Source organism: Bosea vaviloviae (genome assembly GCF_001741865.1).
GTDB lineage: Bacteria > Pseudomonadota > Alphaproteobacteria > Rhizobiales > Beijerinckiaceae > Allobosea > Allobosea vaviloviae.
In genome coordinates, this window is the sequence record NZ_CP017147.1 from 3,117,856 (window position 1) to 3,139,673 (window position 21,818).

Annotated in this window: 20 protein-coding genes and 1 pseudogene; 12 read left to right on the forward strand and 9 right to left on the reverse strand. The window is 64.3% G+C overall.

Annotated elements, in window-relative coordinates:
* Positions 1 to 217: 217 nt before the first annotated feature.
* From BHK69_RS14340 to BHK69_RS14360, 4 genes and pseudogenes are all read left to right on the forward strand, one after another.
* Positions 218 to 463, forward strand: coding sequence for a hypothetical protein (locus BHK69_RS14340; protein ID WP_069690689.1), 246 nt, complete (start codon positions 218 to 220; stop codon positions 461 to 463).
* Between the two features lie 587 nt (positions 464 to 1,050).
* Positions 1,051 to 1,350, forward strand: a pseudogene (locus BHK69_RS14350) (nitrite reductase (NAD(P)H) small subunit); the annotation flags it as partial.
* An 84-nt stretch (positions 1,351 to 1,434) separates the two neighbouring features.
* The gene (locus BHK69_RS14355) at positions 1,435 to 2,247 is read left to right on the forward strand and encodes a formate/nitrite transporter family protein (protein ID WP_069690691.1); all 813 of its coding nucleotides are present in this window, start codon (positions 1,435 to 1,437) and stop codon (positions 2,245 to 2,247) included.
* 54 nt (positions 2,248 to 2,301) lie between these two features.
* Entirely contained in the window at positions 2,302 to 4,038 is a 1,737-nt protein-coding gene (locus tag BHK69_RS14360; RefSeq protein WP_069690692.1) for a bifunctional protein-serine/threonine kinase/phosphatase, read from the forward strand.
* A 283-nt stretch (positions 4,039 to 4,321) separates the two neighbouring features.
* Here BHK69_RS14360 and BHK69_RS14365 read toward each other — a convergent pair whose 3' ends face one another.
* Together BHK69_RS14365 and BHK69_RS14370 are read right to left on the reverse strand one after the other, a co-directional pair.
* On the reverse strand, positions 4,322 to 5,287 hold the full coding sequence (locus BHK69_RS14365; RefSeq protein ID WP_069693660.1) for a Bug family tripartite tricarboxylate transporter substrate binding protein: 966 nt from the start codon (positions 5,285 to 5,287) through the stop codon (positions 4,322 to 4,324).
* A gap of 151 nt (positions 5,288 to 5,438) precedes the next feature.
* Positions 5,439 to 6,719 carry an FAD-dependent oxidoreductase gene (locus tag BHK69_RS14370; RefSeq protein WP_069690693.1) on the reverse strand — a complete coding sequence of 427 codons (1,281 nt, stop codon included), beginning with the start codon at positions 6,717 to 6,719 and terminating at the stop codon, positions 5,439 to 5,441.
* Between the two features lie 318 nt (positions 6,720 to 7,037).
* On the opposite strand from BHK69_RS14370, the gene BHK69_RS14375 reads away from it, so the two are divergent.
* Positions 7,038 to 7,925, forward strand: coding sequence for a LysR family transcriptional regulator (locus tag BHK69_RS14375; RefSeq protein ID WP_158516209.1), 888 nt, complete (start codon positions 7,038 to 7,040; stop codon positions 7,923 to 7,925).
* A gap of 415 nt (positions 7,926 to 8,340) precedes the next feature.
* Here BHK69_RS14375 and BHK69_RS14380 read toward each other — a convergent pair whose 3' ends face one another.
* Complete coding sequence (locus BHK69_RS14380) at positions 8,341 to 9,234, reverse strand: LysR family transcriptional regulator (protein WP_069690695.1); 894 nt, start codon at positions 9,232 to 9,234, stop codon at positions 8,341 to 8,343.
* A 137-nt stretch (positions 9,235 to 9,371) separates the two neighbouring features.
* Between BHK69_RS14380 and BHK69_RS14385 the strand changes: the two genes are divergently transcribed.
* The 4 genes from BHK69_RS14385 (at position 9,372) to BHK69_RS14400 (ending at position 13,410) form a co-directional block, all read left to right on the forward strand.
* The gene (locus BHK69_RS14385) at positions 9,372 to 10,025 is read left to right on the forward strand and encodes a hydrolase (protein ID WP_069690696.1); all 654 of its coding nucleotides are present in this window, start codon (positions 9,372 to 9,374) and stop codon (positions 10,023 to 10,025) included.
* Positions 10,026 to 10,052: 27 nt separating this feature from the next.
* Entirely contained in the window at positions 10,053 to 11,561 is a 1,509-nt protein-coding gene (locus BHK69_RS14390; protein ID WP_158516210.1) for an alginate export family protein, read from the forward strand.
* Between the two features lie 73 nt (positions 11,562 to 11,634).
* A complete protein-coding gene (locus tag BHK69_RS14395) occupies positions 11,635 to 12,705 on the forward strand; it encodes an LLM class flavin-dependent oxidoreductase (RefSeq protein ID WP_069690697.1) in 1,071 nt (356 codons plus the stop codon).
* 63 nt (positions 12,706 to 12,768) lie between these two features.
* Positions 12,769 to 13,410: a glutathione S-transferase family protein gene (locus tag BHK69_RS14400; protein ID WP_069690698.1), complete on the forward strand. Its 642-nt coding sequence runs from the start codon at positions 12,769 to 12,771 to the stop codon at positions 13,408 to 13,410.
* Positions 13,411 to 13,577: 167 nt separating this feature from the next.
* Here BHK69_RS14400 and arr read toward each other — a convergent pair whose 3' ends face one another.
* From arr to BHK69_RS14435, 6 genes are all read right to left on the reverse strand, one after another.
* Positions 13,578 to 13,991 (reverse strand): NAD(+)--rifampin ADP-ribosyltransferase, encoded by a 414-nt coding sequence (arr, locus tag BHK69_RS14405; protein WP_069690699.1) that lies wholly within the window; start codon positions 13,989 to 13,991, stop codon positions 13,578 to 13,580.
* 369 nt (positions 13,992 to 14,360) lie between these two features.
* Positions 14,361 to 15,479, reverse strand: a complete 1,119-nt coding sequence (locus tag BHK69_RS14410) for a mandelate racemase/muconate lactonizing enzyme family protein (RefSeq protein WP_069690700.1) — start codon at positions 15,477 to 15,479, stop codon at positions 14,361 to 14,363.
* 227 nt (positions 15,480 to 15,706) lie between these two features.
* Positions 15,707 to 17,113, reverse strand: a complete 1,407-nt coding sequence (locus BHK69_RS14415; RefSeq protein ID WP_069690701.1) for a TRAP transporter large permease — start codon at positions 17,111 to 17,113, stop codon at positions 15,707 to 15,709.
* A gap of 7 nt (positions 17,114 to 17,120) precedes the next feature.
* A complete protein-coding gene (locus BHK69_RS14420) occupies positions 17,121 to 17,699 on the reverse strand; it encodes a TRAP transporter small permease (protein ID WP_069690702.1) in 579 nt (192 codons plus the stop codon).
* A gap of 443 nt (positions 17,700 to 18,142) precedes the next feature.
* On the reverse strand, positions 18,143 to 19,129 hold the full coding sequence (locus BHK69_RS14430) for a sialic acid TRAP transporter substrate-binding protein SiaP (RefSeq protein WP_069690704.1): 987 nt from the start codon (positions 19,127 to 19,129) through the stop codon (positions 18,143 to 18,145).
* 38 nt (positions 19,130 to 19,167) lie between these two features.
* Positions 19,168 to 20,325, reverse strand: a complete 1,158-nt coding sequence (locus tag BHK69_RS14435) for a FadR/GntR family transcriptional regulator (protein ID WP_244548497.1) — start codon at positions 20,323 to 20,325, stop codon at positions 19,168 to 19,170.
* Between BHK69_RS14435 and BHK69_RS14440 the strand changes: the two genes are divergently transcribed.
* The 3 genes from BHK69_RS14440 to BHK69_RS14450 all read left to right on the forward strand — a co-directional run bounded on the left by BHK69_RS14440 (position 20,318) and on the right by BHK69_RS14450 (position 21,811).
* On the forward strand, positions 20,318 to 21,061 hold the full coding sequence (locus BHK69_RS14440) for a YciC family protein (protein WP_069690706.1): 744 nt from the start codon (positions 20,318 to 20,320) through the stop codon (positions 21,059 to 21,061). The two genes, BHK69_RS14435 and BHK69_RS14440, sit on opposite strands and share 8 nt — an antisense overlap.
* A gap of 133 nt (positions 21,062 to 21,194) precedes the next feature.
* The gene (locus tag BHK69_RS14445; protein ID WP_069690707.1) at positions 21,195 to 21,428 is read left to right on the forward strand and encodes a type II toxin-antitoxin system Phd/YefM family antitoxin; all 234 of its coding nucleotides are present in this window, start codon (positions 21,195 to 21,197) and stop codon (positions 21,426 to 21,428) included.
* Positions 21,425 to 21,811 carry a type II toxin-antitoxin system VapC family toxin gene (locus BHK69_RS14450; RefSeq protein WP_069690708.1) on the forward strand — a complete coding sequence of 129 codons (387 nt, stop codon included), beginning with the start codon at positions 21,425 to 21,427 and terminating at the stop codon, positions 21,809 to 21,811. Before BHK69_RS14445 ends, BHK69_RS14450 begins: the two co-directional genes overlap by 4 nt.
* Positions 21,812 to 21,818: the final 7 nt, after the last annotated feature.

Genomic DNA, 21,818 nt, shown 5'->3' on the forward strand with positions numbered 1-21,818 from the left:
CGTACGCTGACCGATGGGCGGATCGGGCGTGGGGCTCGCGGTCATTGCGGCTCCTGGCGCGCTACGATGGCCCACGTCTCTGAGCCCAGTCCGTCAGCTAACTCCATTTTAGGCGTTTGGGGCCGGCTACCGAGCCATCTTGTATAAGCGACTCGTATTCCAGAGGTTAAGTCGCTAGTTTAGCAGATGTGAGGTTGCGTAGCGATGAGGTGGTGTCATGCCGAACGCCGACGCCGTGATGATCTCGTCTTATGAAGAGCGGAAGGCTGCTGTGCTGCGAGCTGCACAGCTGATCTCATCATCGAGGGCTTCTGATGGTGAGCGGGAATTCGAGATGCTGACCGAGGCTATCGCGGACTTCGATATCCGTCAGGAAGCTCTCGGCTTCATTGAGCTCCCGCCGGCTTTCATGCGGTTCCTGTCCAGTGGGCATCAGGGTCGGGTTTCGAGCAGCCGTCGCTGAGACGAAAAGGGCCGTTCGGCAGGCAGCGCGCTAGGCTCCCTGGAAGAGATCGCCATGCAGATCTCGGTGCCGGTCATGCTTGGAGCACCGGGCGGATCGTCTAACCCAAACAGAGGCAAATCGGTCCTCTGAACCTGTCTGCTGGACGAGAAGCGGGCTCTCCGCCTCGCAATCTTCAGCCCATCGACAGCACCTGCGCGGATGTGATCTTGGGCCGCAAACCGGCGCTGGAGAGGGCATGCGCATATCGGTTGGAATGACGCTCGCGCTGGGGCGTATTGCTCAACATTTCACCGATATTTGCCTAAATAACTGCCCCATTCTGCCCTGCATTCTGAAAAATCGTCGAATTTGAAACCGTTGCGTTCGCCCCAGGTTTGGCATGGATCTTGTTAGGCTTTGGTATTCCGCTGCAATGAGGCAGCGCCACCTCTGAAGCTCGACTGCGCAGCGTTGCGCGATCCAGCCAGGATCTCTCTTACATTCTGGATTTCCATGACCAAGCAGTCGCTTGTAGTGGTGGGCAACGGCATGGCGCCGGGGCGGGCGCTGGAGAAACGCTTCGAGGCCGCGCCCGGCGCGCCGACGACTTCCCGCTCCGCGGCGCTCGCGTCGTTCAAGCGCCGGGCGGCGGCATCGCCGTGTTCAAGGCGGCCGACGGGGCGATATTCGCGCTGCGCGACCGCTTCCCGCACAAGGGCGGACCGTTGAGCCAGGGTATCGCCCACGGCCATGGCGTGACCTGCCCGCTGCACAACTGGGTGATCAGCCTGCAGACCGGCGAGGCCCAGGGCGCCGACAAGGGCTGCGTCCCGAAGATCCCAATCAGGATCGAGGGCGGCACGGTCCTGATACCGGCCGCCTTGCTGGTGCCGGCCGCCGCCTGAACGGCGCGCAAGCGGCGCCATCCCATCGAATTCTCGTCGGCGGTGCCGGCGCACCGTCTCACACAACGCTTCTGGGGAGCATTCATGTCCTATCTCGTTCCGTCCGAATTCGTGACCAAGATGGTCGATGCCGGCGAATCCAAGATCTTCATGTCGACGCGCGACACGATCATCCGCGCCTATATGGCCGGCGCGATCCTGGCGCTCGCCGCCTGGTTCGCCATTACAATCATCGTCCAAACCGGCATCCCGCTCGTTGGAGCCATCCTGTTTCCGGTCGGCTTCTGCATGCTCTATCTGTTCGGCTTCGACCTGCTGACCGGCGTGTTCGTCCTGTGCCCGCTTGCCTTGATCGACAAGCGGCCGGGCGTGACCCTGAAAGGTGTGCTGCGCAATTGGGGGCTCGTATTCCTCGGCAACTTCGGCGGCGCCTTCACCGTCGCGGTGATGGCGGCGATCGTCACCACCTTTGGCTTCTCCAAGGAGCCCGACAAGGTCGGTGTCATGCTGGGCCACATCGGCGAAGGCCGCACGCTGGGCTACGCCTCGGCCGGCGCCGCCGGCATGCTGACGTTGTTCGTCCGCGGCATGCTCTGCAACTGGATGGTCTCGGCCGGCGTGGTCGGTGCCATGATCTCGACCACCGTTACGGGCAAGGTGGTCGCGATGTGGATGCCGATCATGCTGTTCTTCTTCATGACTTTCGAACATTCGATCGTGAACATGTTCCTGTTCCCCACGGGCCTGCTGCTGGGCGGGAAGTTCACGTGGTTCGATTATATCTTCTGGAACGAAATCCCGACCGTGGTCGGCAATCTCGTCGGCGGCCTCGCCTTCACCGGGCTGACGCTTTACGCCACGCACATCCGCACCGCGCCGAAGCGTTCCTTCGAATGAGTGCCGCGCCGGGCCTCGCCACCCTGCGGCGGGGCCCTGCCGGTATGGCAAGCGATGTCGCATAAACTGACGATCTCGGTCGGCCAGCATTCCGATAGGGGACGCAAGGAGACCAATCAGGACTTCCATGGCGCCCTGATCCCGGAGGAGCCGCTGCTCGGCCTCAAGGGCATCGCGGTCGCGCTGGCCGATGGCATCAGCAGCAGCAGCGTCAGCCGGATCGCCGCCGAATCCGCGATCAAGAGCTTCCTGACCGACTATTACTGCACCTCCGAGGCCTGGTCGGTGAAGACCTCGGCGCAGCGCGTCATCGCCGCGACCAATTCCTGGCTGCACGCGCAGACACGCCGCAGCCAGCATGCCTATGAGCGCGACAAGGGCTATGTCTGCACGCTCTCGGTGCTGGTCCTGAAAGGGAGCAGCGCCCACATCTTCCATATCGGCGATTCCCGCATCTACCGCCTGTCCGGCCAGTCGCTCGAGCAGCTCACCGAGGATCACCGCGTCAGCGTCTCGGCCGAGCAGAGCTATCTGTCGCGGGCGCTCGGCGCCAATCCGCAGGTCGAGATCGACTATCAGACGTTGCCTCTGGCGAAGGGCGACGTCTTCGTGCTGGCGACGGACGGCGTCTACGAGCATGTCGGCCCGCGCTTCGTCACCGACACGCTGGCGGCGCAAAGCGAGGCACTCGACGAAGCGGCGCGGCTGATCGCAACGGAAGCTCATGCGAGAGGCAGCGCCGACAATCTGACCGTCCAGATCGTGCGGATCGACGAATTGCCGTCAGCCGATGCCAGCGACGCTCTGGGTCGGCAGGTCGAGCTGCCGCTGCCACCGCTGCTGGAGCCGCGGATGACCTTCGACGGTTACCGCATCGTCCGGCAGCTGCACGCCAGCAGCCGCAGCCATATCTATCTCGCCGTCGACCTCGATGACGAGAGTCTGGTGGCACTGAAGATTCCGTCGATCGATCTGCGCGGCGATGAGGGCTATCTCAGGCGCTTCATGCTTGAGGAATGGGTGGCGCGCCGCCTCGACAGTGCCCATGTGCTGAAGCCGCGCAATCAGTCGCGGGCGCGCGGCTATCTCTATGTCGCGACCGAGTTCGTCGAGGGCCGGACGCTGGCGCAATGGATGATCGACAATCCGAGGCCGGCGCTCGAGACGGTGCGTGGCATCGTCGAGCAGATCGGCCGGGGCCTGCTCGCCTTCCACCGCAAGGAGATGCTGCATCAGGACCTGCGGCCGGCCAACATCATGATCGATGCGACCGGCACGGTGAAGATCATCGATTTCGGCTCGACGCGGGTCGCAGGCGTGGCCGAGGCGAGCCCGGCAGGGGCGGAGGCGATCCTCGGTACGGCGCAGTATATGGCGCCGGAATACCTCCTCGGCGAAGGCGGCTCGCCGCGTTCCGACCTCTATTCGCTCGGTGTCATCGCTTATGAGATGCTGACCGGGCGTTTGCCCTACGGTGCCGAGATGGCCAAGACCAGGACCCGGTCGCAGCAGCGCAAGGTGCTGTACGCGACGGCTCTCGACGAGAGCCGCGAAACTCCAGCCTGGATCGATGCTGCGCTCAGGAAGGCGGTGGATCCCGATCCGGCCAAGCGCTACGGCCTGCTCTCGGAATTCGTCTACGACCTGCGCAATCCGAACCGGGCTCTCATGTCCGTGGAACCGACGCCGCTCGTCCAGAAAAACCCGCTTCGGTTCTGGAAACTGTGCTCGCTCGCTCTCGCCGTTCTGGTCATTTACCTGCTCAGTCAGCAAGTCCCTGGCCGGCCATGAGAATCAATCGGAGTGGGGCACTCCGAAGAACGGTCCCGTCAGCGACCATGGGACACTGAAGCCTCCTGCACCAACCGCCTTTGCACTGCCGCCTTTGCCGATTTGTGATCGCTTGAGGAGCGCCAATGGTGCCGGTGGGATCGGATGGAGGCCCAACGTCAGCGCTTGGCGCAATTCACCGGGACGTCCGACTGGCGTTTATGGGCGCAATCATCGGCAACGATGGGCGGTTGGCCCTGTCCGAGCACGGATGGCGCGGTTTGAGCGCGCCTGCTCACCGTCGTCACTGACCGAGCTTGATGTTGTTGGCTCTGATGACAGGACCCCAGCGCTCCAGTTCGGTGTCGAGGAGCGCACGGAAGTCCTGGGACGCGTTGCCGACCGGCTCCATGTACTGGACCTTCAACTTCTCGCGGATCGCAGGTTCAGCCAGGACTTGGCGGGCTTCTCGTTCCAGCTTCGCCAGGATCGCGGGGCTCGTCCTGGCCGGTGCGACCAGCCCGATCCAGCTGTCGACCTCCACCCCGGCGATTCCTGCCTCGGCCAGCGTCGGCAAATCCGGCAGGAGGGCGGAGCGTCGTGCGGCTGTGACGGCCAGAAGCACGATTTGACCGGTTTCGGCCTGCGGCATGACAGAGGACGCCGGCAAAACCGCAATCTGCACATCGCCACGGATCAAGGCGGTCACTGCCGCAGGCGAGCCGTTATAGGGGACATGGACCGGCCTGGCATTGCTATTAAGGGCGATCGCCTCCACCGCCAGATGAGACAGCGACCCGTTTCCGATCGAGCCGAAGTTCAGCTTGCTCGCATCCCGCTTCAGGAGTGCGATCAACGCCTCCGTGTTTGTGACGCCGAGATCCTTGCTGACGACCAGCACGCTGGGCTGTGACGCCAAGACCGTCACCGGCGCGAGTTCGGTCTTGGGGTCGTAGGTCATCTTGGCAAACAGCAGCGGGTTGAGGGCAAGCGGCCCGACGATGCTGACGCCGATGGTGTGTCCGTCCGGCTCGGCGCGCGCGACGCTTGCGGTTCCGAGATTGCCGCTCGCTCCCGGCTTGTTCTCGATCACGAAGGGCTGCCCGAGCTTGGCCTGGAGGCGCTCGGCCACCATGCGCGCGGCAATATCGGGGGTGGACCCCGCCGCGAAGGGCACGATGACCGTCACCTGCCGGCTCGGCCAATCCTGTGATGTCGCGGGGGACGCATACAGCATGGCTGCGGCGGCGAAGGCCCGGAGCGTGTGCACGAGCAACCTCGCTGGCACGGCCGTGATGCAGGAAGAGGCGTTGTCTCGCCCGAGTTGCTCCTGACTGATGGCTTTCGGCTGCATTGCATCCTCCCGGTTTTGTCTTGTTTGTTTTGTTTGTCGTGTTGTGCGCGGGTCAGACCCTTCGCGGTCAGGCGGTCGCGACCGGCGGCGGCATATCTGCCGGGTCGAGCAGCGCGTCCTGGCCGGCGAGGATACGGCGCACCTCAGCAGGCTCGGCGCGTCCGTCCCGAGCGAAGCACGCCGCCGCCACGCCCGCCGCCTGGCCGGTGGCGAAGGCTGTGCCCATCACGCGCAGGGAGGCGCCGGCCTCACGATCCGCGTCCGCGGTGCGCCCGGCGGCGAACAGGTTCGGCGTGTCGGCGCTCATCAGGCAGCCGAGCGGGATATCGTAAGTGCCGCGGTCCGGCGGGTAGATGAAGCTGCTCTCGAGCGTCTCGCGATCGTGCCACTCGACCCCCCAGGAGCCGAGCGCGATGCAATCGGCAACGCGCCGCCCTTCGGTGACGTGCTGCCAGGTGAGCTGCTGGGCGCTGTTGATGTGCCGGCTCTCGCGCGTGCCGAAGTCAGGTCCTGTCGAGGAGAGGTAGGCGCGCTCCCAGCCCGGCAGCTTGCGCAGGACTTCCAGATAGGTCCAGGCCTGGGCACGCCCGCCCATCTCGGCACGCGTCATGCTGCGCGCGTCCCGGGCGTCATAATCCTCGCTGGCGAGGTAGGCGACGACGTCGCCCGACAGCGGCAGTCGGGCGATCACGCTCTTGCTTTTGGTCAGCCCGGCGACGCCGCGGTCCCGGGCCGCCGCGATGACGGCGGTGACGCTCGCGGCCGACACGTCCGCATCGGGCGAAACGCCACCGAAGCGGGTGCCGAGCGTGCCCAGGTTGACCGCGCCGTTGTTGCCGTAGCGGGTCGATGCGCCGGCGAAGAAGGCCAGGTCGCAATCGCCGCTCGCATCGACGAAGGCGTGGGCCTCCGCCGCGTGCACGCCTGAATGGTCGGCGTAGTGGACCCGCGTTACCACGTTCTCTTCGCGGTCCGCCCCCGAGACGAAGGCGTGGAGCAGCACATCCACCCCGGCCTCCCGACAGACCTCGTCGAGCGCGCGCTTGACGGCCTCGGGATCGAAGATGACGAATACGCCGCGATGTCGCGTCGGAGGCGTCACCGCGCCCCAGCGGCGCAGCTTGGCCATGACCTGCTCGGCGACCCCGGCGACGGATTGCCGGGGCGGCTCGGCCAATGTGTAGAGCCCGCAATAGGTCAGCACGTTGCGCATCGTGGCGGCCCCGCCCAGGCAGCCGGCGGCCTCGATCAACCCGACGCGCGCGCCCGCTTTCGCGGCGCCGACGGCCGCACCGACTCCCCCGGAGCCGCCGCCCACGACGATGACGTCATACCGTTCTGGCTTCATGTTCGTTCCTTTCCTTGTCTGGTGCCCAGCGGCTTGCGCCGGCAGCCGCCCGTTCGTGTCGGCCACTCACGGCAGAGTTCCGGGCAGCTTCGCGACGTCAGCACCGGCAGCCAGTTGCGGTTCGAGATACGAAACTCATCGCTAACGAGCGGGCATGACCCGGTGCGATGCCGCCGGGATTCCCGAAAGGCTGCACATGAGTTGCTCAATCGGCAAGAATTCGGCGTCTCACCTTCTGCCGATGACGCTATCTGCCTCGGTGCGGTTCAAAAAGCGCCTTGTGTACGATCCAGAATTCGTGAATCGTGAATAATGAGCATGATCGAGAATATGCGGGCGCTGATCACGATCGCTCGCAGAGGCAGCTTCGTTGCCGCGGCCGAAGCGCTCGATCTTTCGCCCTCGGTTTTGACGAAGCGAGTCATGCAGCTCGAAGCCGCCGTCAATGCGCGGCTGCTTGACCGCACCACGCGCAGCGTCGGCCTCACCGCCGATGGCGAGTACCACCTCAAGCGCATCACGGATGCCGTCAACCTGCATGACGAGGCGGTCGCCGCCATGCGCAAGGGAGCGGCTCAGCTGGAAGGCACCATCCGCATCAAGCTGCCGACGACCCAGGGCTTCCTGCACCTCAGCGGTGTGGTTCAGCAGTTTGTCCAGGCGCATCCCTCGCTGAACGTCGAGGTTCTCCTCATGGACGGCCCGTTCAACCCCGCAACCGAGGGGTTCGACATCGCCATCAGCGCCTTTCCCCTCAGTTTCGACGGCGTCATCGACACCTTCCTTTGGCCGGTGAGGAGGAGCCTCATCGCAAGCCCCGATTACATCGGGTCGCGCGGCTGCCCGGAGGATCCGCGCCAGCTGCAAAGCCATGATTGTCTTGTCTATCAGCCGACGGGAGCCAATTGGCCGTTCATGGGCCCCGAGGGCAGGATCAGCGTCGCTGTCAGGGCGCGCGTCTCCAGCAACGACATGCTTCTGCTTCTGAACGGAGCGAAAGCCGGCCTCGGCATCGGAATGATCAGCAGGTATGTGTCGTCCGCAGCGATCGCCGCCGGCGAAGTGGTCGAAATCCTCGAGGGCTATGCCGTTCCCGATCTCTGGATAAAAGCAATGGTGCCGTCCGAACGGGCCATGGTGCCGCGCGTGCAGCACCTGCTCGCGTTCCTTCGCGAAAGGGCGCCGTTCTTTGGCCAGGGTCGTTGAGCCAATCTGTCGGCGCGCCAAGCGGACTGCCAGACAGCAGACGCTTTGGATTTCGGGACAGGGCGGAGGCTGTGTGGAAACCGCCTTCGGCGTCGTGCGCCGATGGGCGCATTCATCCGCAAGGATGGGCGGTTGGCCTTGATGTCCAAGTCTTTCTTGATGTCCAAGTCTTTCTTGATGTCCGAGTCTTCGCGGCTCTGCCGGAGCGATTGACCGAAGCGCTCAAGGCTCGCCGCCAGCGGTGTCGTCCCCGCGCCGGGATGCTGGGGCAGGGCGTATACCCCGCCCGGTGCGCATAAGCGAGGTCGGCGACCTCCATGTATCCGTGGGGCAAGCCGCGTCACATCCGGCTGCACGAAGCCCAGCGCCCCAGTCGATACGGGCGGACCGATGCGGGTTCTCCGCGGTTGACCCGCTAGCGATTGAGCTCCCTGAAGCGCGGATCCTGGTCGAGCAGCTCGACCAGCAACTCGGTGAGGACCCGAATCTTCCGCTCGGGATGCTGGCCCGGCGGGCGCACGACATAGGCGCCTGATGGCGGCAGCGGGTAGCGAGGCATGACCGGAACAAGCGCACCGGAGGCCACATGCTCGTGGATAATGCAGTCGGGAAGCTGGGCGATGCCTAGTCCTGCTACGGCGGCGACGGCGAGCGCCGTGCCGTTATCGGCCTTGAACTGTCCTCGGGGCTGGATCGTGACGATGTCGTCGCCGTCCATGAACCGCCAGGTTTCGGTACCTTGCATGAGGACTTGGTGAGAAAGGAGATCACCCGGCGCCTCCGGCGAACCATGGGCCTTGATATAGTCCGGGCTCGCGACCAGCGTTCCTCGGATCGGCCCGACGCGCCTGGCGACCAAGCTGGAATCCCGCAGGGTGCCAACCCGGATCGCGCAATCGAAGCCCTCCGCAACGAGATCGACAAAGCGATCGCTATAGGAAGCGTGGATGTGGAGTTGCGGGTGCCGTCGCGACATCTCCGCGAGCATGGGCGTAAAATGCGTCGGGCCGAATGTGAGCGGCATGGCGATCCGCAGACGACCGCGGAGGTCGCCGTCCGGTACGATCGTTTCCCTGGCGGTGTCGATCTCGAGGCAAGCTCTGGCTGCATAATCTCGGAACAACGCCCCGGCTTCCGTCAGCGCGGCGCCGCGGGTGGTTCGCGCGACAAGCTGCACGCCGATATCGGCTTCGAGGCGGATCAGTCGTCGGCTGACGATGGATTTGGAGAGGCCAAGCCGGCGCGCGGCGGCTGAAACGCCCCCGGCATCCGCAACCTCGACGAATGTCTGCAGATCCTCGATGTCCATGTCGACGTTCCCCATTATGCGACACAGCTTCGCGCTTGGCGGCACTACCGTAACGCTTGAAGGAACGCCAAAACAAGGCGGCGTGCTCTCGCTTGGGCCCGCGCTCCGTTCACTGACGACAGCAGAAAAGGATAGTCATGACCTTTCGCAACGGCCTGAAGTCGCTCCTTCGCCCAGAAGATTCGGTCCTCGTATTGATCGACCACCAGCCCTACCAGCTCACAAACGTGAACAGCCACGACCCGCATATGGCGGTCAACAACGCTACGGGCCTGGCGAAGGCCGCCAAGGCATATGCCGTCCCGACGATCCTCACGAGCGTGCTCGCTGACCGAGGCGGGGCCATCTTTCCGCAGATAACCAACGTCTTCCCCGGCCAGGAGGTGATCGACCGGATGCTGATCAACACCTGGGAAGACCAGAAGGTCGTCGACGCGGTCAAGAAGACCGGCCGCAAGCAGTTGGTCATCGCCGGTCTGTTCACGGAGATCTGTGTTGCCATGCCGGCGATTCAGGCTGCCGGCGAAGGCTGGGACGTGACGGTGATCACGGACGCCTGCGGCGGCGTGTCGGTCGAAGCCCATCAGGTGGCTATCCAGCGCATGATCGCGGCGGGCTGCAACATGATGACGTGGATGGCGCTCGCGTGCGAATGGCAGCGCGACTATACGAAGGTCGGGACACTCCCTGCGCTGGTCGAGATCCTCAAGGATCACGTGGCCGGCAGCGGCATGGCGTATCTGTGGGAGCAGCAACTGCTCAACACGCCGGTGCCGAGCGCCGCTGGCTGACGTGGCCTGGTGGCGAGCAGCAACCAGATGCCCTGCGAGACGATGGATCCGGTGTCGCGGCTCGCCATCCCCTCCGTGCCAAGCCCCGTGAAGCTCCGGCGATCCAGCCGGCGCTTTCGCCAAAGCCTGAAACAATTGTCGCCGCGAAAGTGGACCATCGCTTTCGCGGCAGCAACGCTGCCTGTTATTGCGGACGCCCAGACAGGCACGGATATCGGGCGCGCGCCGACTCTGACGATCGAGCGATATCCGGAGAACTGGTCCTATCTCGCAGACCCGACGCAGCGGACGGGCCAGTGGACGGAGCCATTCAAGTACATTTCCTTGAGCGCGGATGGATCGAGCTATGTCACGACAGGCCTCGAAGTCCGATCGCGCTACGAGGGCTATGCCAATGTGCGCTGGGGTGCGGCGCCGGACGATGGCTATGTCTGGCATCGTTTCATGCCCTATGCGGATTTTCATGCGGGTAGGCTGCGCTTGTTCGCACAGCCCATCGTCTCCGGGATATCGGGCGTTCGCCGCGCCAAGAGGCCTGTCGATACGACCGGCGCCGATATGCTGCAGGCCTTTATCGAGGTGGAAACGGATGTCTCGGAGGAGACCGCGCTGCGGGCGTCGGCAGGCCGCAAGCTCGTCTCACTGGGCGCGGGACGCTTCGTCGACACGCGCTATGGCCCCAACATTCCGCAGGCGTTCGACGGCGTCGACATGTCTCTGACAGCCAAGTCCTGGCAGGTGACGGCGCTCTATTTTCGCCCGGTGGACAACCGGCTTGACGATTTCGACGATCGGACGTCGACCCAGAAGTCCTTATGGGGCGTCTATGCGACGCGATGGCTGGGAGATGGTCGGGCGAACGGCTTCGACCTCTATTATCTCGGGCTGCGGGACCGGAATGCGGTCTACGATCAGGGCACCGGTAGAGAGCTGGTCCACACCATCGGAACCCGCATATTCGGAGATACCGGCAGCACGTACTGGAACCTTGAGGGCGCCTTTCAGCGAGGCAGGTTCGCAGGCCACCGGAGGGTGGGCTGGGGCATCGGTGGCGAGATCGGCCACCGGTTCTCGCAGGTCCCGTTGCAGCCCGATCTCAGGCTCACCGCGGACGTGATCTCGGGAGACGATGATCCGGACGATCCAGAGCTCGGAACGCTCAATCCGCTCTTTCCCAGGGGCAAGTACTTTGCCTCCCAGTCGCCGATCGGACAGCGCAACCTGATTCATGTGCGGCCTTCCCTTACGGTCCGCCCGCACAGGGACGTCGAGCTGTCGCTGTCGGGTACGGCCTATTGGCGACAGAGCACCGGGGACGGAATTTATGCAATCTCGGGTGCGCTCGTCCGCAGCGGCAAGGACAGCGATGCGCGCTTCATCGGAACGCAGGCCGAGATCGCCATAGCGTGGCAGGCAACACCTGAGCTGAACCTCGCGGCTTCGGTCGGAATCTTCGATCCGGGAGCGTTCACTCGAGAGACGGGGCCGGCGCAGGTCATAAAACTGGTGGGCGTCATGGCGAATTACCGGTTCTGACCATGGGATCGCTCGCCGCTTCCCAACCCATCTCCCCACTTCGCGCCGCCAAATGAGCTCGCAAGGATCGCCCATGGAAATCGGTATCGACAGTTTCGCCGCCATCCTCCCGGACCCCACGACAGGCAAGCTTCCCTCGCCGAGCGATCGCATGGCCGATCTCCTCGACGAGGTCGAGGTCGCCGACCGGGCCGGGCTCGATGTCTTCGGCATCGGCGAGCACCATCGCGCCGAGTTCCTGGATTCCGCGCCGGCGATCATCCTGGCCGCCGCCGCCGCCCGCACCAGCCGGATCCGGTTGACGAGCGCGGTGACGGTGCTGAGCGCCGCCGACCCGGTACGGATCTTTCAGGAGTTCGCGACGCTGGACCTGATCGCCAGGGGGCGGGCCGAGATCATCGTCGGCCGAGGCTCATTCGGCGAGGCGTATCCGCTGTTCGGTATGGACCCGCGGGACTACGACGAACTCTTCGCAGAGAAGCTCGATCTGCTCCTGAAGCTCAACGAGACGACCTATCCGATCTGGAAAGGTCGCTTCCGCGCGGCGCTGGAGGGCCAGGGTGTCTACCCGCGTCCCCACCAGGCGCGCCTGCCGCTCTGGGTCGGTGTCGGCGGCACGCCGCAATCCTTCGCTCGCGCCGGCAGGCTCGGCCTGCCGTTGATGGTGGCGATCATCGGCGGCACCTTCGAGCGCTTTCGCCCGCTCGTCGAGCTCTATCGCGAATCCGGCCTGGGCGCCGGGCATGCTCCCGAGACGCTCAAGGTGGGTGTCCACGCGATGGGCTTCGTCGGCGAGACCGACGCGGCGGCCAGGGAAGCGTTCTTCCCCGGCTGGGCGCATCTGACGGGAAGGATCGGCCGCGAGCGCGGCTGGCCGCCGCCGTCGCGCCAGCAGTTCGACGCCATGGCGAGCCCGGACGGCGCGTTCCTGATCGGCGATCCACAGACGGTCGCGGCGAAGATGCTTCATGCCACCGAAGTGCTCGGCGGCGTCTCGCGCATCACCTTCCAGATGAGCACCGCCTCGCTCGAAACGGCAGCGATGAAGCGCTCGATCGAGCTTCTGGGAACCGAGGTCGCGCCAATCGTCAGGGTGGCAGTGCAACCCGCCACTTCAGCACACGACATCGGAAAGAGCAGCTGATGGCTGAAGCGAGCTTGGGGCAACTGATCGCGCTAGCAACCAGATCAAGGAGTTAAAACATCAATGCCTACGCTTTACTATGCAGTTGGTGCCTGCTCGCTGGCTCCTCACATCGCCCTCGAATGGATCGGTAAGCCCTATGAAGCGGTCAAGGTGCAATATGGCTCCGACGAACTGCTTGCGGTGAACCCCGCCGGCGCAGTGCCGACGCTTCGCGAGGATGACGGCTGGCTTCTGACGCAAGCCGGTGCCATCTTGGACTATCTGGCGCACAAACACCCGGAGGCCATGCTTGCCGGCGGCAACGACCTGCGCGCCAAAGCCGAGGCGCATCGCTGGTCCGCATTCCTGACGTCGGACGTTCACGCCGCCTTCTGGCCAATCTTCATGCCGTCTCGCTACACGACCGACACCAACGATGCCGCACGCAAGGCCGTGTCGGCAGCCGGGCAGCAACTGGTGGCCAAGCAATTTGCCATGCTCGACCGGCACCTCGACGGACGCGAATATATCCTCGACGGCGGACGCTCGGTCATCGATGCGTATGCGTTTCCAATGATGCGGTGGGCAAAGAAGCTGCTGCCTGGCCAACTGAACGAGTACCCCAACGTCCAGGCCCTGCATGACAGGATTGCTGCCGATCCGGCGGTGCAGAGGGTGCTGGCGCGCGAGCACGCCCCTGGCCACGAGAAGCGAGCGGACTGACGAGACGATGGCGGCCACCTGATTTCAGTGGCCGCTTGCCAGGGATGCTCGGCCCGCGGTCGCGCGCTTGGGTATGCGGTCGACCATATGCTCACTCCCGCCTGCTCACGCGCGATCAGACGCCCGACTATGCAGCGGAGGGCGGATGTCGTCGTTCGCCAATGACGTCAGTCAATGATATCGGCGCCTTCTGCCTTCAAACGGGCGAGACCGTCCTTCATCTCCTGTAGTCGCTCAGGCGGGTGACCTTGCCAATTCGTCACTTCGGCAATGACGCGTAGCGGGTCGCGAGAGCGATATGACAAACTCGGGTTACCAGGGAACTTTTTGTCCGTGAGATTGGGATCGTCCTCGACCGGCCCGGTTGGTTCCACGACATAAATCCGTTCTTTTCCACTGCCCGCGGCCAACTCGGCGCCCCAGATCGCAGCATCCAGCGTGCCCGCGAAATAGACCCAGGATAGCGGTGCGGCCTCGGTAAAATTGGACCGGTGGCCGACGGCGATCAGGTCTCCGGGTGTCATGTCGGCCTTGGTTCCGTGGAAGAACGACTGCGAAAACATGCTGGCAATCGCTGACATAGTCGCCGCTCCTTTGCTGTGCATCGAAGGTTGTCATGCGAGAGGCGGTAATCGCCTGCGGTTCAACAATCAAACACACGCCGAGGTGATCCGTCCTCCTCTGTCTACTCGGCCCTCGAGACGAACGGCGGTGACGCGTCGGCGGCCGACGACTGGTGCCTATGCCGGGTGCGCCCGCTTCAGGGGAGCCACTCAATGGCCGCAGATGGCGCGATTCACCGGGACGTCCGACGGCGTTTATGGGCGCATTCATCCGCAACCATGGGCGGTTGGCCCTGTCCGAGCCGGATGGCGCGCGAAGGCTCCAAAGGCTGCGCGGCTCCAAGACTGCGCGACTCCAAGACTGCGCGGCTTTACGACGTCGCGGCTCTACCGGAGCGATTGACCGAAGCGCTCGAGGCTCGCCGCCAGCGGCGTCGTGCCCGCGCCGGGATGCTGGGGCAGGGCGTAGACGCCGCCTTCAACGCGGATCGGTTCCTCGAAATGGTCCTTTATCCAGGGAATGTATTCGAGGATCGTCGAGGCCGGGTGCCAGTAGGACAGGTGGACATGGACCTGGCTCATCTCGCCGGCATGCGGCACGACCGGGAGCCGGTGCGCATAAGCGAGGTCGGCGACCTGGATGTATTCCGTGATCCCGGCAAGCCGCGTCACATCCGGCTGCACGAAGCTGAGCGCGCCGGCCGAGAGGAAGGCCTTGAAGGCGTCGAGCGTATAGAGCTGCTCGCCGAGCGCGACGGGAATGGAGGTCGCCCTTGCCAGCGCGGCATGGCTGGCGACGTCGTCATACCAGAGCGGCTCCTCGAACCAGAAGATGTCGAGCGGCGTGGCCTGCGCGCAGAAGCGCAGGCAGGTCGGCAGGTCCCATTTTCCGTTGCCGTCGATCGCGATGCGCACGGACGGGCCGACCGCCGCGCGCACCGCGGCGAGCCGGTCGATATCCGTCGTCGGATCGTCATGGCCGACCTTGAGCTTGATGCGGGTGAAGCCGTCGACCTCGACGGCACGCTGCGAACCCGCGACCAATTCGTCCTGGGTGAAGGACAGCCAGCCGATATCGGTGTTGTAGCCTTCGAGCCTCTGCGTGCCTTGCCCGCCCAGGAACTTCCAGAGCGGCATCTGCGCCTTCTTGGCCGCGAGATCCCAGAGCGCGACATCGACTGCAGCCAACGCAAGATGCGTGATGCCGGCGCGTCCGACCCATTGCAGGGCGGGATGGCGCGCGAGCTTGGTCCAGAGCCGCGTGCGGTCGTTCGCATCCTCTCCGATCAACAGCGGCGCATAGCAGTCCGAGATGCAGCTGGTGATCAGCCTGTCCGAGGCCAGGTGGGAATGCGTCCCGGTAAAGCCGTAGCCCTCCAGCCCGTCATCGGTGCGGATGCGGGTTCCCACCACGCCCCAATGCGTGACACTGTGCGTGGAGTCGGAAATCGAGCTCTGCGTCAGCGGCAGATGCATGATGAACGGTTCGACGGCGACGATCTTCATCCTGTTCCTGTCCTGTGATTGCTTGGGCCATGACGTCCTGGCCCATGATCTCGAATTCGGCGCAGGCGGCAGCGACGACCCCTTGAGTCTGTTTCGAAACTCGCTCCGGTGAATCGGCTGGCGCGGATTTCGGGAACCGGAGCGCAGCGGACTTCATGTCCGTGAGCACCGGAAGCGCAGAAAGCCGCGTCAGACGGCCTCCGGAGTAGAGTTTCGGGGCAGGGCTCTCAGCGGGTCATCCCCATGAAGCGGGGCAGCCACAGCGTCAGCTCGGGAATGAAGGTGATCGCAAACAGCGCCGCAAAGAGCGGGATCAGCCAGGGCAGGATCGCCATGGTGGTTCGCTCGACGGACAGTCCCGCGACGCGCGAGAGCACGAACAGCACCATGCCGAGCGGTGGATGCAGCAGCCCGATCATCAGATTAAGCGTCATGATCAGCCCGAAATGGATCGGATCGACGCCGAGCTTGAGCGCGATCGGCAACAGGATCGGCACGACGATGGTGATGGCGGCGATGGTGTCGAGGAAGCAGCCGATGAACAGCAGCAGCAGGTTCACCAGGATCAGGAACACCCATTTGTTCTGGGTCAGGCCGAGGATGAGATCCGACAGGATCTGCGCCGTCTGCGAAACCGTCAGCAGCCAGGCGAAGATCGAGGCCGCGGTCACGATGAACAGCACGGAGGCCGTGGTCTCGATCGTGTCGAAGGTCGCCTTGGTCAGGCTGCGCATCGTCATCGAGCGATAGCGGACGAGGCCCAGGAACAGCGACCAGATCACCGCCGCGGCGGCGGCTTCCGTCGGCGTAAACCAGCCCAGCGTCATGCCGCCGATCAGGATGACCGGCGTCATCAGCGCCATCACGGCCGAGAAGTCGAAATAATAGTCCAGCGCCAGCAGCACGGCGAGCGCCAGCCCGATGGCGAGGTTCACGGACAGGCCCATCCAGACCAGCCCATAGGCGAGGATGGGAAAGCCGAACACGACGGCGACTTCGATGCCGGCCGTGCCGAGGTCGCGCAGGGAGAATTTGGCGTCGGAGCCCCAGCTGTAGATGCGCGCGAAGATCGCGACGGTGGCCATCATGAACAGCGTCATCACCACGCCGGGGATGACGCCGCCGAGAAAGAGTGCGCCGATCGAGGTGTTCGACATCATGCCGTAGATCACGAAAGGCAGCGAGGGCGGGATGATCGGCCCCAGCGTCGCCGAGGCGGCGGTGACGCCGACCGCGACCTCGGTCGAGTAGCCATGGTCCTTCATCGCCTTGATCTCGATCGTGCCGATGCCGGCGGCGTCCGCGATCGCGGTGCCCGACATGCCCGAGAAGATCACCGAGCCGATGATGTTCACCTGTGCGAGACCGCCACGCATCCAGCCGACGAGCGAGACGGCGAAGGCGTAGATGCGCCCGGTCACGCCGGCGATGTTCATCAGGTTGCCGGCCAGGATGAAGAACGGCACGGCCAGCAGCGGGAAGCTCTCGACGCCGGCGATCATGCGCTGGGCCAGGATGACGTCGGGCACCGTGCCGGAGATCAGGATAAAGGCCAGCGAGGCGACGGCCATCGCGATCGCGACGGGTACGCCGAGGACCATCAGGCCGAGAAAGGAGCCGAGGAGAATGAGCATGGCGGCCTCAGGCTTCCGAACCGTCGAAGGCGGACGGTCTTTCGAGAACGGAATAGCCGCGCTGCCAGTTGAGCCAGGCGACATGGACGGAGCGCAGCGTCATCAGCGCGAAGGCGAGGACGACGGCATAGAACACCACCGATTTCGGGAACTGGATCGTGGTCATCATCTCGTCGGGGATCAGCGACGCGTAGCGATGCATCAGCACGGTCGCATAGGCGAAGAAGCCGATGCGGACGATGTCGACGAAGCTGGCGAGCACGCGCCCCGCGCGTGGTGAGAGATAGCGGTAGAGGAAATCCACCTGGATATGGCGCGAGGCGCGCACGCACAGCGACGCGCCCAAGAAGACCACGACGATCAGGGCGTAGATCGCGATCTCCTCCGTCCAGGCGAAGCTGTCGTTGAGGACATAGCGGGTGAAGAACTGCAGGATGACGCAGCCGACCATCACCCAGAAGGCGGCGAGCGTGATCCAGTCCTCGATGCCGTAGCCGCTGAGATCGGCGGGCGGGGGCGCCTCGTCGAAGACATGGGCGAGCTCGTCGCCGGTGACCTTGGTGTGGATTTCGGGCGTCGTTGTCATGGACGGGTCCAGCGGCGGGTTGGGGCGACGGGTGAGGCGAAGTGCCGGATGAAGGGCGCGGGGAACCCTTTTCCCGGATGGGAGAAGGGCAGGGATGAGGGCCTGCCGCTGATTATCGAGGCGCGACCGCGCCGCAGCGCCGGCTTCACCCTGAAAGCGCAGGAGAGGCTGAGGAGCCGCTTGCGCGATCTGGTTGTCTGGCCTGCCCTCACCCCTGCCCCTCTCACTGGCCTCGGGCTTGCCCGAGTCCAGAACTTAAGTGTCGAAGTCGGGTGAACCCGACTTCGACGCGGGAGAGGGGTTCCCCGCGTCTGTCTCATTGCGTCCCCGCCCGCTGGATGCCTTCAACGAACGGGGCTTTTCAATCGGGCGCTCGCGGCGGACCGGACAGTCGGGGGCTTTTTCCGACCATGACGGGACGACGCGATGCCAGTCGCTGGAGCTCAGGAGCCCTGGCCGTCCTTGATCGCCTGGATCTTTTCCCAGTCGGCCTTGCGGTAGCCGAACTGCTCGAAGGTGACGTTCTTCTGGACGTTGGCGAGGAACTCGGCCTTGTCGATCTCGGTGACCGCAATGCCCTTGTCCTTGAAGAACTGCACCAGCTTGATCTCGTCGGCCTGGATCTTCTTGGTGGTGCGCGCGGCCGCCTCCTGGGCGACGTCGTTGAAGATCTTGCGGTCTTCCGGCGAGAGCTTGTCCCAGAGCTGCTTGGAGGCGACCGTGTTGAGGTGGTCGACGATATGGCCGGTCAGGATGATGTTCTTCTGCACTTCGTAGAACTTCTTGGCCTCGATGGTGTTGAGCGGGTTCTCCTGCGCCTCGACCGTACCGTTCTGCAGCGCGAGATAGACTTCGGCGAAGGCGATCGGCGTGGTGTTCGCGCCGCAGGCGCGCGGCATGGCGAGATAGGCCGGCACGTCGGGCACGCGGATCTTGAGGCCCTTCATGTCGGCGCAGGATTTGATCGGCCGGTTGGAGGTGGTGTGGCGCGTGCCGTAATAGCTCACGGCCAGGATCTGGTGGCCGCTCTTCTCCTGATAGCCCTTGGCCATCTCGGCGAAGACGTCGCTTTTGACATAGGCGAGCAGATGGTCGGGCCCGCGGAAGGTGAAGGGGTAGTAGGTCACGCCGATCGGCGGGTAGGCGCGGGCTGCGAAGCTGGAGCCCGAGATGATCATGTCGACGGTGCCGAGCGTCAGGCCCTGGTTGATGTCGGTTTCCTTGCCGAGCTGCGAGGCCGGATAGACGGTGATCTCGTAGCGGCCATTGGTGCGCTTCTTGATCTCGTCGGCTGCCCAGACGGACTCGGTGTGGAAGGGCTCGGAGGTCTCATAGACATGGGCCCATTTCAGCTTGGTCTGGGCCTGCACGGGTGCGTTGAGCAGGCCGATGCCGGCGGCGAGCGCGGCAATGGTGACGAAGGTCTTCATGGTGGCGTTCTCCCTGGGTCGCTTGCGAACGAGTTGCGTCATTTCTGCCGTGGCGGACGCGCGCTGACGCTCGCTCGTCCGCTTGAGGTCTGGTTCTCGGAGACTTGCTTCTCGGAGACTTGGTTCTCGAAGGCCTGGTTCTCGGAGCTCTGGCCGTCGCCAAAGCTGCGCGAGAAACGCGCCTGCGAATTCTGGATGTGCCGGCGCATGGCGCGGCCGGCTGCCGCGCCATCGCCGGCGGCGAGCGCGTCGCGGACGAGGCCGTGCTCGGCCCAGGTTTCGCGCCATGACTGCTCGTCTTCGAAATAGCGGGCCAGCCGCGCAAAATACGGGTTGATCCGCTGATCGAAGAGTTCGCCGACGCAGCGCACCAGCACGCCGTTGCCCAGCGTGCCGGCGATCGTGAGATGGAACGCCCGGTCGAGCCGGATCAGTTCGTCGCTGCTGAGGCCGCCAGCGCCCATCCGGAGCAGGATCGCATCGAGCGCGGCGATGTCGCCGGGCGCGATGACTTTCGCCGCCTCCCGGCAGATGCCGCTCTCGATGAGCTCGCGGGCCTTGAGCAACTCGAAGGGGCCTTCGCCCTCGGGCTGGGCCGCCTTGCGGTGCGAGCTGGCGGGCTGATCGAGCACATAGATGCCCGAGCCCATCTTGATCCGCACGATCCCCTCGACCTCGAGCGCGATCAGCGCCTCGCGAACCGAGGGGCGGGAGACCCCGAGCTTTTCGGCGAGTTCGCGCTCGGGCGGGAGGCGCGAGCCCACGCCGAATTCGCGCCGCTCGATCAGCCCGCGCAGCTGATCGGCGATCTGGCGATACAGGCGCGGCGACTCGACCACTTCGAGCGGCAAAAACTCTCTCCCGGCGTTTCCTGGTCCCGACATTGCGGGGATTTTGGCCAGTTGGTCAGGCCAATTCGCGCCAAGTGACCATTCGTTAGCTCGTGTGTCAAGGCCACGGAGCCGAGCCGCTGGGGCATTTTCGAGCGAAGTGGACACCGGTTCGCGTGAAGAAAACGCGTCAAAACGAAGATCAGGAGCAATTGAACGATCCGATCGGATCGGCGATTGCTCTGGCTGCATGATTTCGATGCCGAAGCTCAGCCCGCTCCAAGAAAATTGTACCCCAACGTCAATTGCACTCCCAGATAGGTCATGCCAGTTTTTGCGTTCATCGAAGGGGGAGTGGATGAGCAACGTTTTCGTCAGCGAACAGTCGGTGAGTGGTGCGCCATTTCGTGTCGGCGCCGTACTCGACAAGACTTTCACGGTTTTCACGCGCCAGTTCGGCAAGTTCATTCTGCTGGCGCTCATTCCGATGGCACCCTTGCTGCTGCTGGGCTTGCTCATGGGGGCCGGAAGCGGCGCGGGAGTCGGCCTTGCGGTTGCCGCGGGCGTCACAGCGATCGCGACCCTCGTGCTGCAGGTCATGGCGCAGGCGACGAGCCTCTACGGCGCTTTTCAGGAGATGCGCGGTCAACCCTTCACGATCGGCCAGTCCCTCCAGATCGGACTGGCCCAGACCATTCCAGTGATCGGTGTCTCGTTACTAAGCGGCCTCGCGGCCGGTCTTGGCATTATGCTTTTTGTCATACCGGGCGTCATCGTCATGTGCATGCTGAGCGCCGCTATTCCGGCCTGTGTGATCGAGAAAACAGGCGTCATGGCAAGCCTGCGCCGAAGCATGGCGCTGACCAAGGGCTATCGCTGGCAGGTTTTCGGGCTGCTGATGCTCTCCTTTGTGATCGCCTTCATCGGAGGTTTCGTGCTCGCACGGATCGCCAGTGGCGGCTTGGTGGGCGAGCTTCTGAGCTTCGCCTGGCAGGTCATCGCCACCGCCTTCGGCGCGGTTCTTGCCGCTGTGATCTATCATGATCTGCGCGCGGCAAAGGAAGGCATCGACCTCGACAAGCTGGCGAATATCTTCGACTGAGGCTGCGTCTCAATCGGCTATCGGGATTATCGCCCGGGGTGTCGTGTGCGACGGATCCCCGGGCAGTCCGGAAACGGCATGGCTCTTGCTCGGCGCGGACGCCTTAGCTATATTCTTAGCTAAGGAGATGCCGATGGCCCAGTTCTCGGTTCACGATGCCAAGACCAACCTGTCCAAGCTGATCGCAGACGCGCTTGAGGGTGCGGATGTCGTCATTGCCCGTGGCAGCGTGCCGGTGGTGCGTCTGGTGCCGGTCGCGCCACGCGGCAAGCGGCGCTTTGGAGCGCTCAAGGGAAAGATCGCCGTCGATGGGCGCTTTGACGAGCCGCTGCCCGAGACTGAACTCGGGGGCTGGAATCTCAGTTGAGGCTGCTGCTCGATACCCATGCCCTGATCTGGTGGCTGGCGGGTGATGAGACGCTGAGCCGCCCTGCGCGCGAGGCGATAGGGGACGAGGTCAACAGCATCGCCGTCAGCGCTGCCTCGGCCATGGAGATCGCCACCAAATTCCGGATCGGCAAGCTCCCGGATGCGGCGCTGCTGGCGCAGGATTTCGAGGCGATCATCGCCGATCAGGGCTTTGCCGAACTGGCGATCACCGTCCGCCATGCCCGGCTGGCCGGTGAGATGAACATTGCGCATAAGGACCCGTTCGACCGCTTGCTCATTGCCCAGGCTCAATCCGAGGACATGGTGCTGATTTCGAACGAAGCCCTCTTCGACGGCTTCGCAGTCAAACGCCTCTGGTAGCGGGCTT

Excerpts from the sequence above, each read along its gene's own strand:
- BHK69_RS14340 (WP_069690689.1), top strand. The coding sequence starts at position 218 with ATGCCGAACGCCGACGCCGTGATGATCTCGTCTTATGAAGAGCGGAAG.
- BHK69_RS14355 (WP_069690691.1), top strand. The coding sequence starts at position 1,435 with ATGTCCTATCTCGTTCCGTCCGAATTCGTGACCAAGATGGTCGATGCC.
- BHK69_RS14360 (WP_069690692.1), top strand. The coding sequence starts at position 2,302 with ATGTCGCATAAACTGACGATCTCGGTCGGCCAGCATTCCGATAGGGGA.
- BHK69_RS14370 (WP_069690693.1), bottom strand. The coding sequence starts at position 6,719 with ATGAAGCCAGAACGGTATGACGTCATCGTCGTGGGCGGCGGCTCCGGG.
- BHK69_RS14375 (WP_158516209.1), top strand. The coding sequence starts at position 7,038 with ATGATCGAGAATATGCGGGCGCTGATCACGATCGCTCGCAGAGGCAGC.
- BHK69_RS14380 (WP_069690695.1), bottom strand. The coding sequence starts at position 9,234 with ATGGACATCGAGGATCTGCAGACATTCGTCGAGGTTGCGGATGCCGGG.
- BHK69_RS14385 (WP_069690696.1), top strand. The coding sequence starts at position 9,372 with ATGACCTTTCGCAACGGCCTGAAGTCGCTCCTTCGCCCAGAAGATTCG.
- BHK69_RS14390 (WP_158516210.1), top strand. The coding sequence starts at position 10,053 with ATGCCCTGCGAGACGATGGATCCGGTGTCGCGGCTCGCCATCCCCTCC.
- BHK69_RS14395 (WP_069690697.1), top strand. The coding sequence starts at position 11,635 with ATGGAAATCGGTATCGACAGTTTCGCCGCCATCCTCCCGGACCCCACG.
- BHK69_RS14400 (WP_069690698.1), top strand. The coding sequence starts at position 12,769 with ATGCCTACGCTTTACTATGCAGTTGGTGCCTGCTCGCTGGCTCCTCAC.
- arr (WP_069690699.1), bottom strand. The coding sequence starts at position 13,991 with ATGTCAGCGATTGCCAGCATGTTTTCGCAGTCGTTCTTCCACGGAACC.
- BHK69_RS14410 (WP_069690700.1), bottom strand. The coding sequence starts at position 15,479 with ATGAAGATCGTCGCCGTCGAACCGTTCATCATGCATCTGCCGCTGACG.
- BHK69_RS14415 (WP_069690701.1), bottom strand. The coding sequence starts at position 17,113 with ATGCTCATTCTCCTCGGCTCCTTTCTCGGCCTGATGGTCCTCGGCGTA.
- BHK69_RS14420 (WP_069690702.1), bottom strand. The coding sequence starts at position 17,699 with ATGACAACGACGCCCGAAATCCACACCAAGGTCACCGGCGACGAGCTC.
- BHK69_RS14430 (WP_069690704.1), bottom strand. The coding sequence starts at position 19,129 with ATGAAGACCTTCGTCACCATTGCCGCGCTCGCCGCCGGCATCGGCCTG.
- BHK69_RS14440 (WP_069690706.1), top strand. The coding sequence starts at position 20,318 with ATGAGCAACGTTTTCGTCAGCGAACAGTCGGTGAGTGGTGCGCCATTT.
- BHK69_RS14445 (WP_069690707.1), top strand. The coding sequence starts at position 21,195 with ATGGCCCAGTTCTCGGTTCACGATGCCAAGACCAACCTGTCCAAGCTG.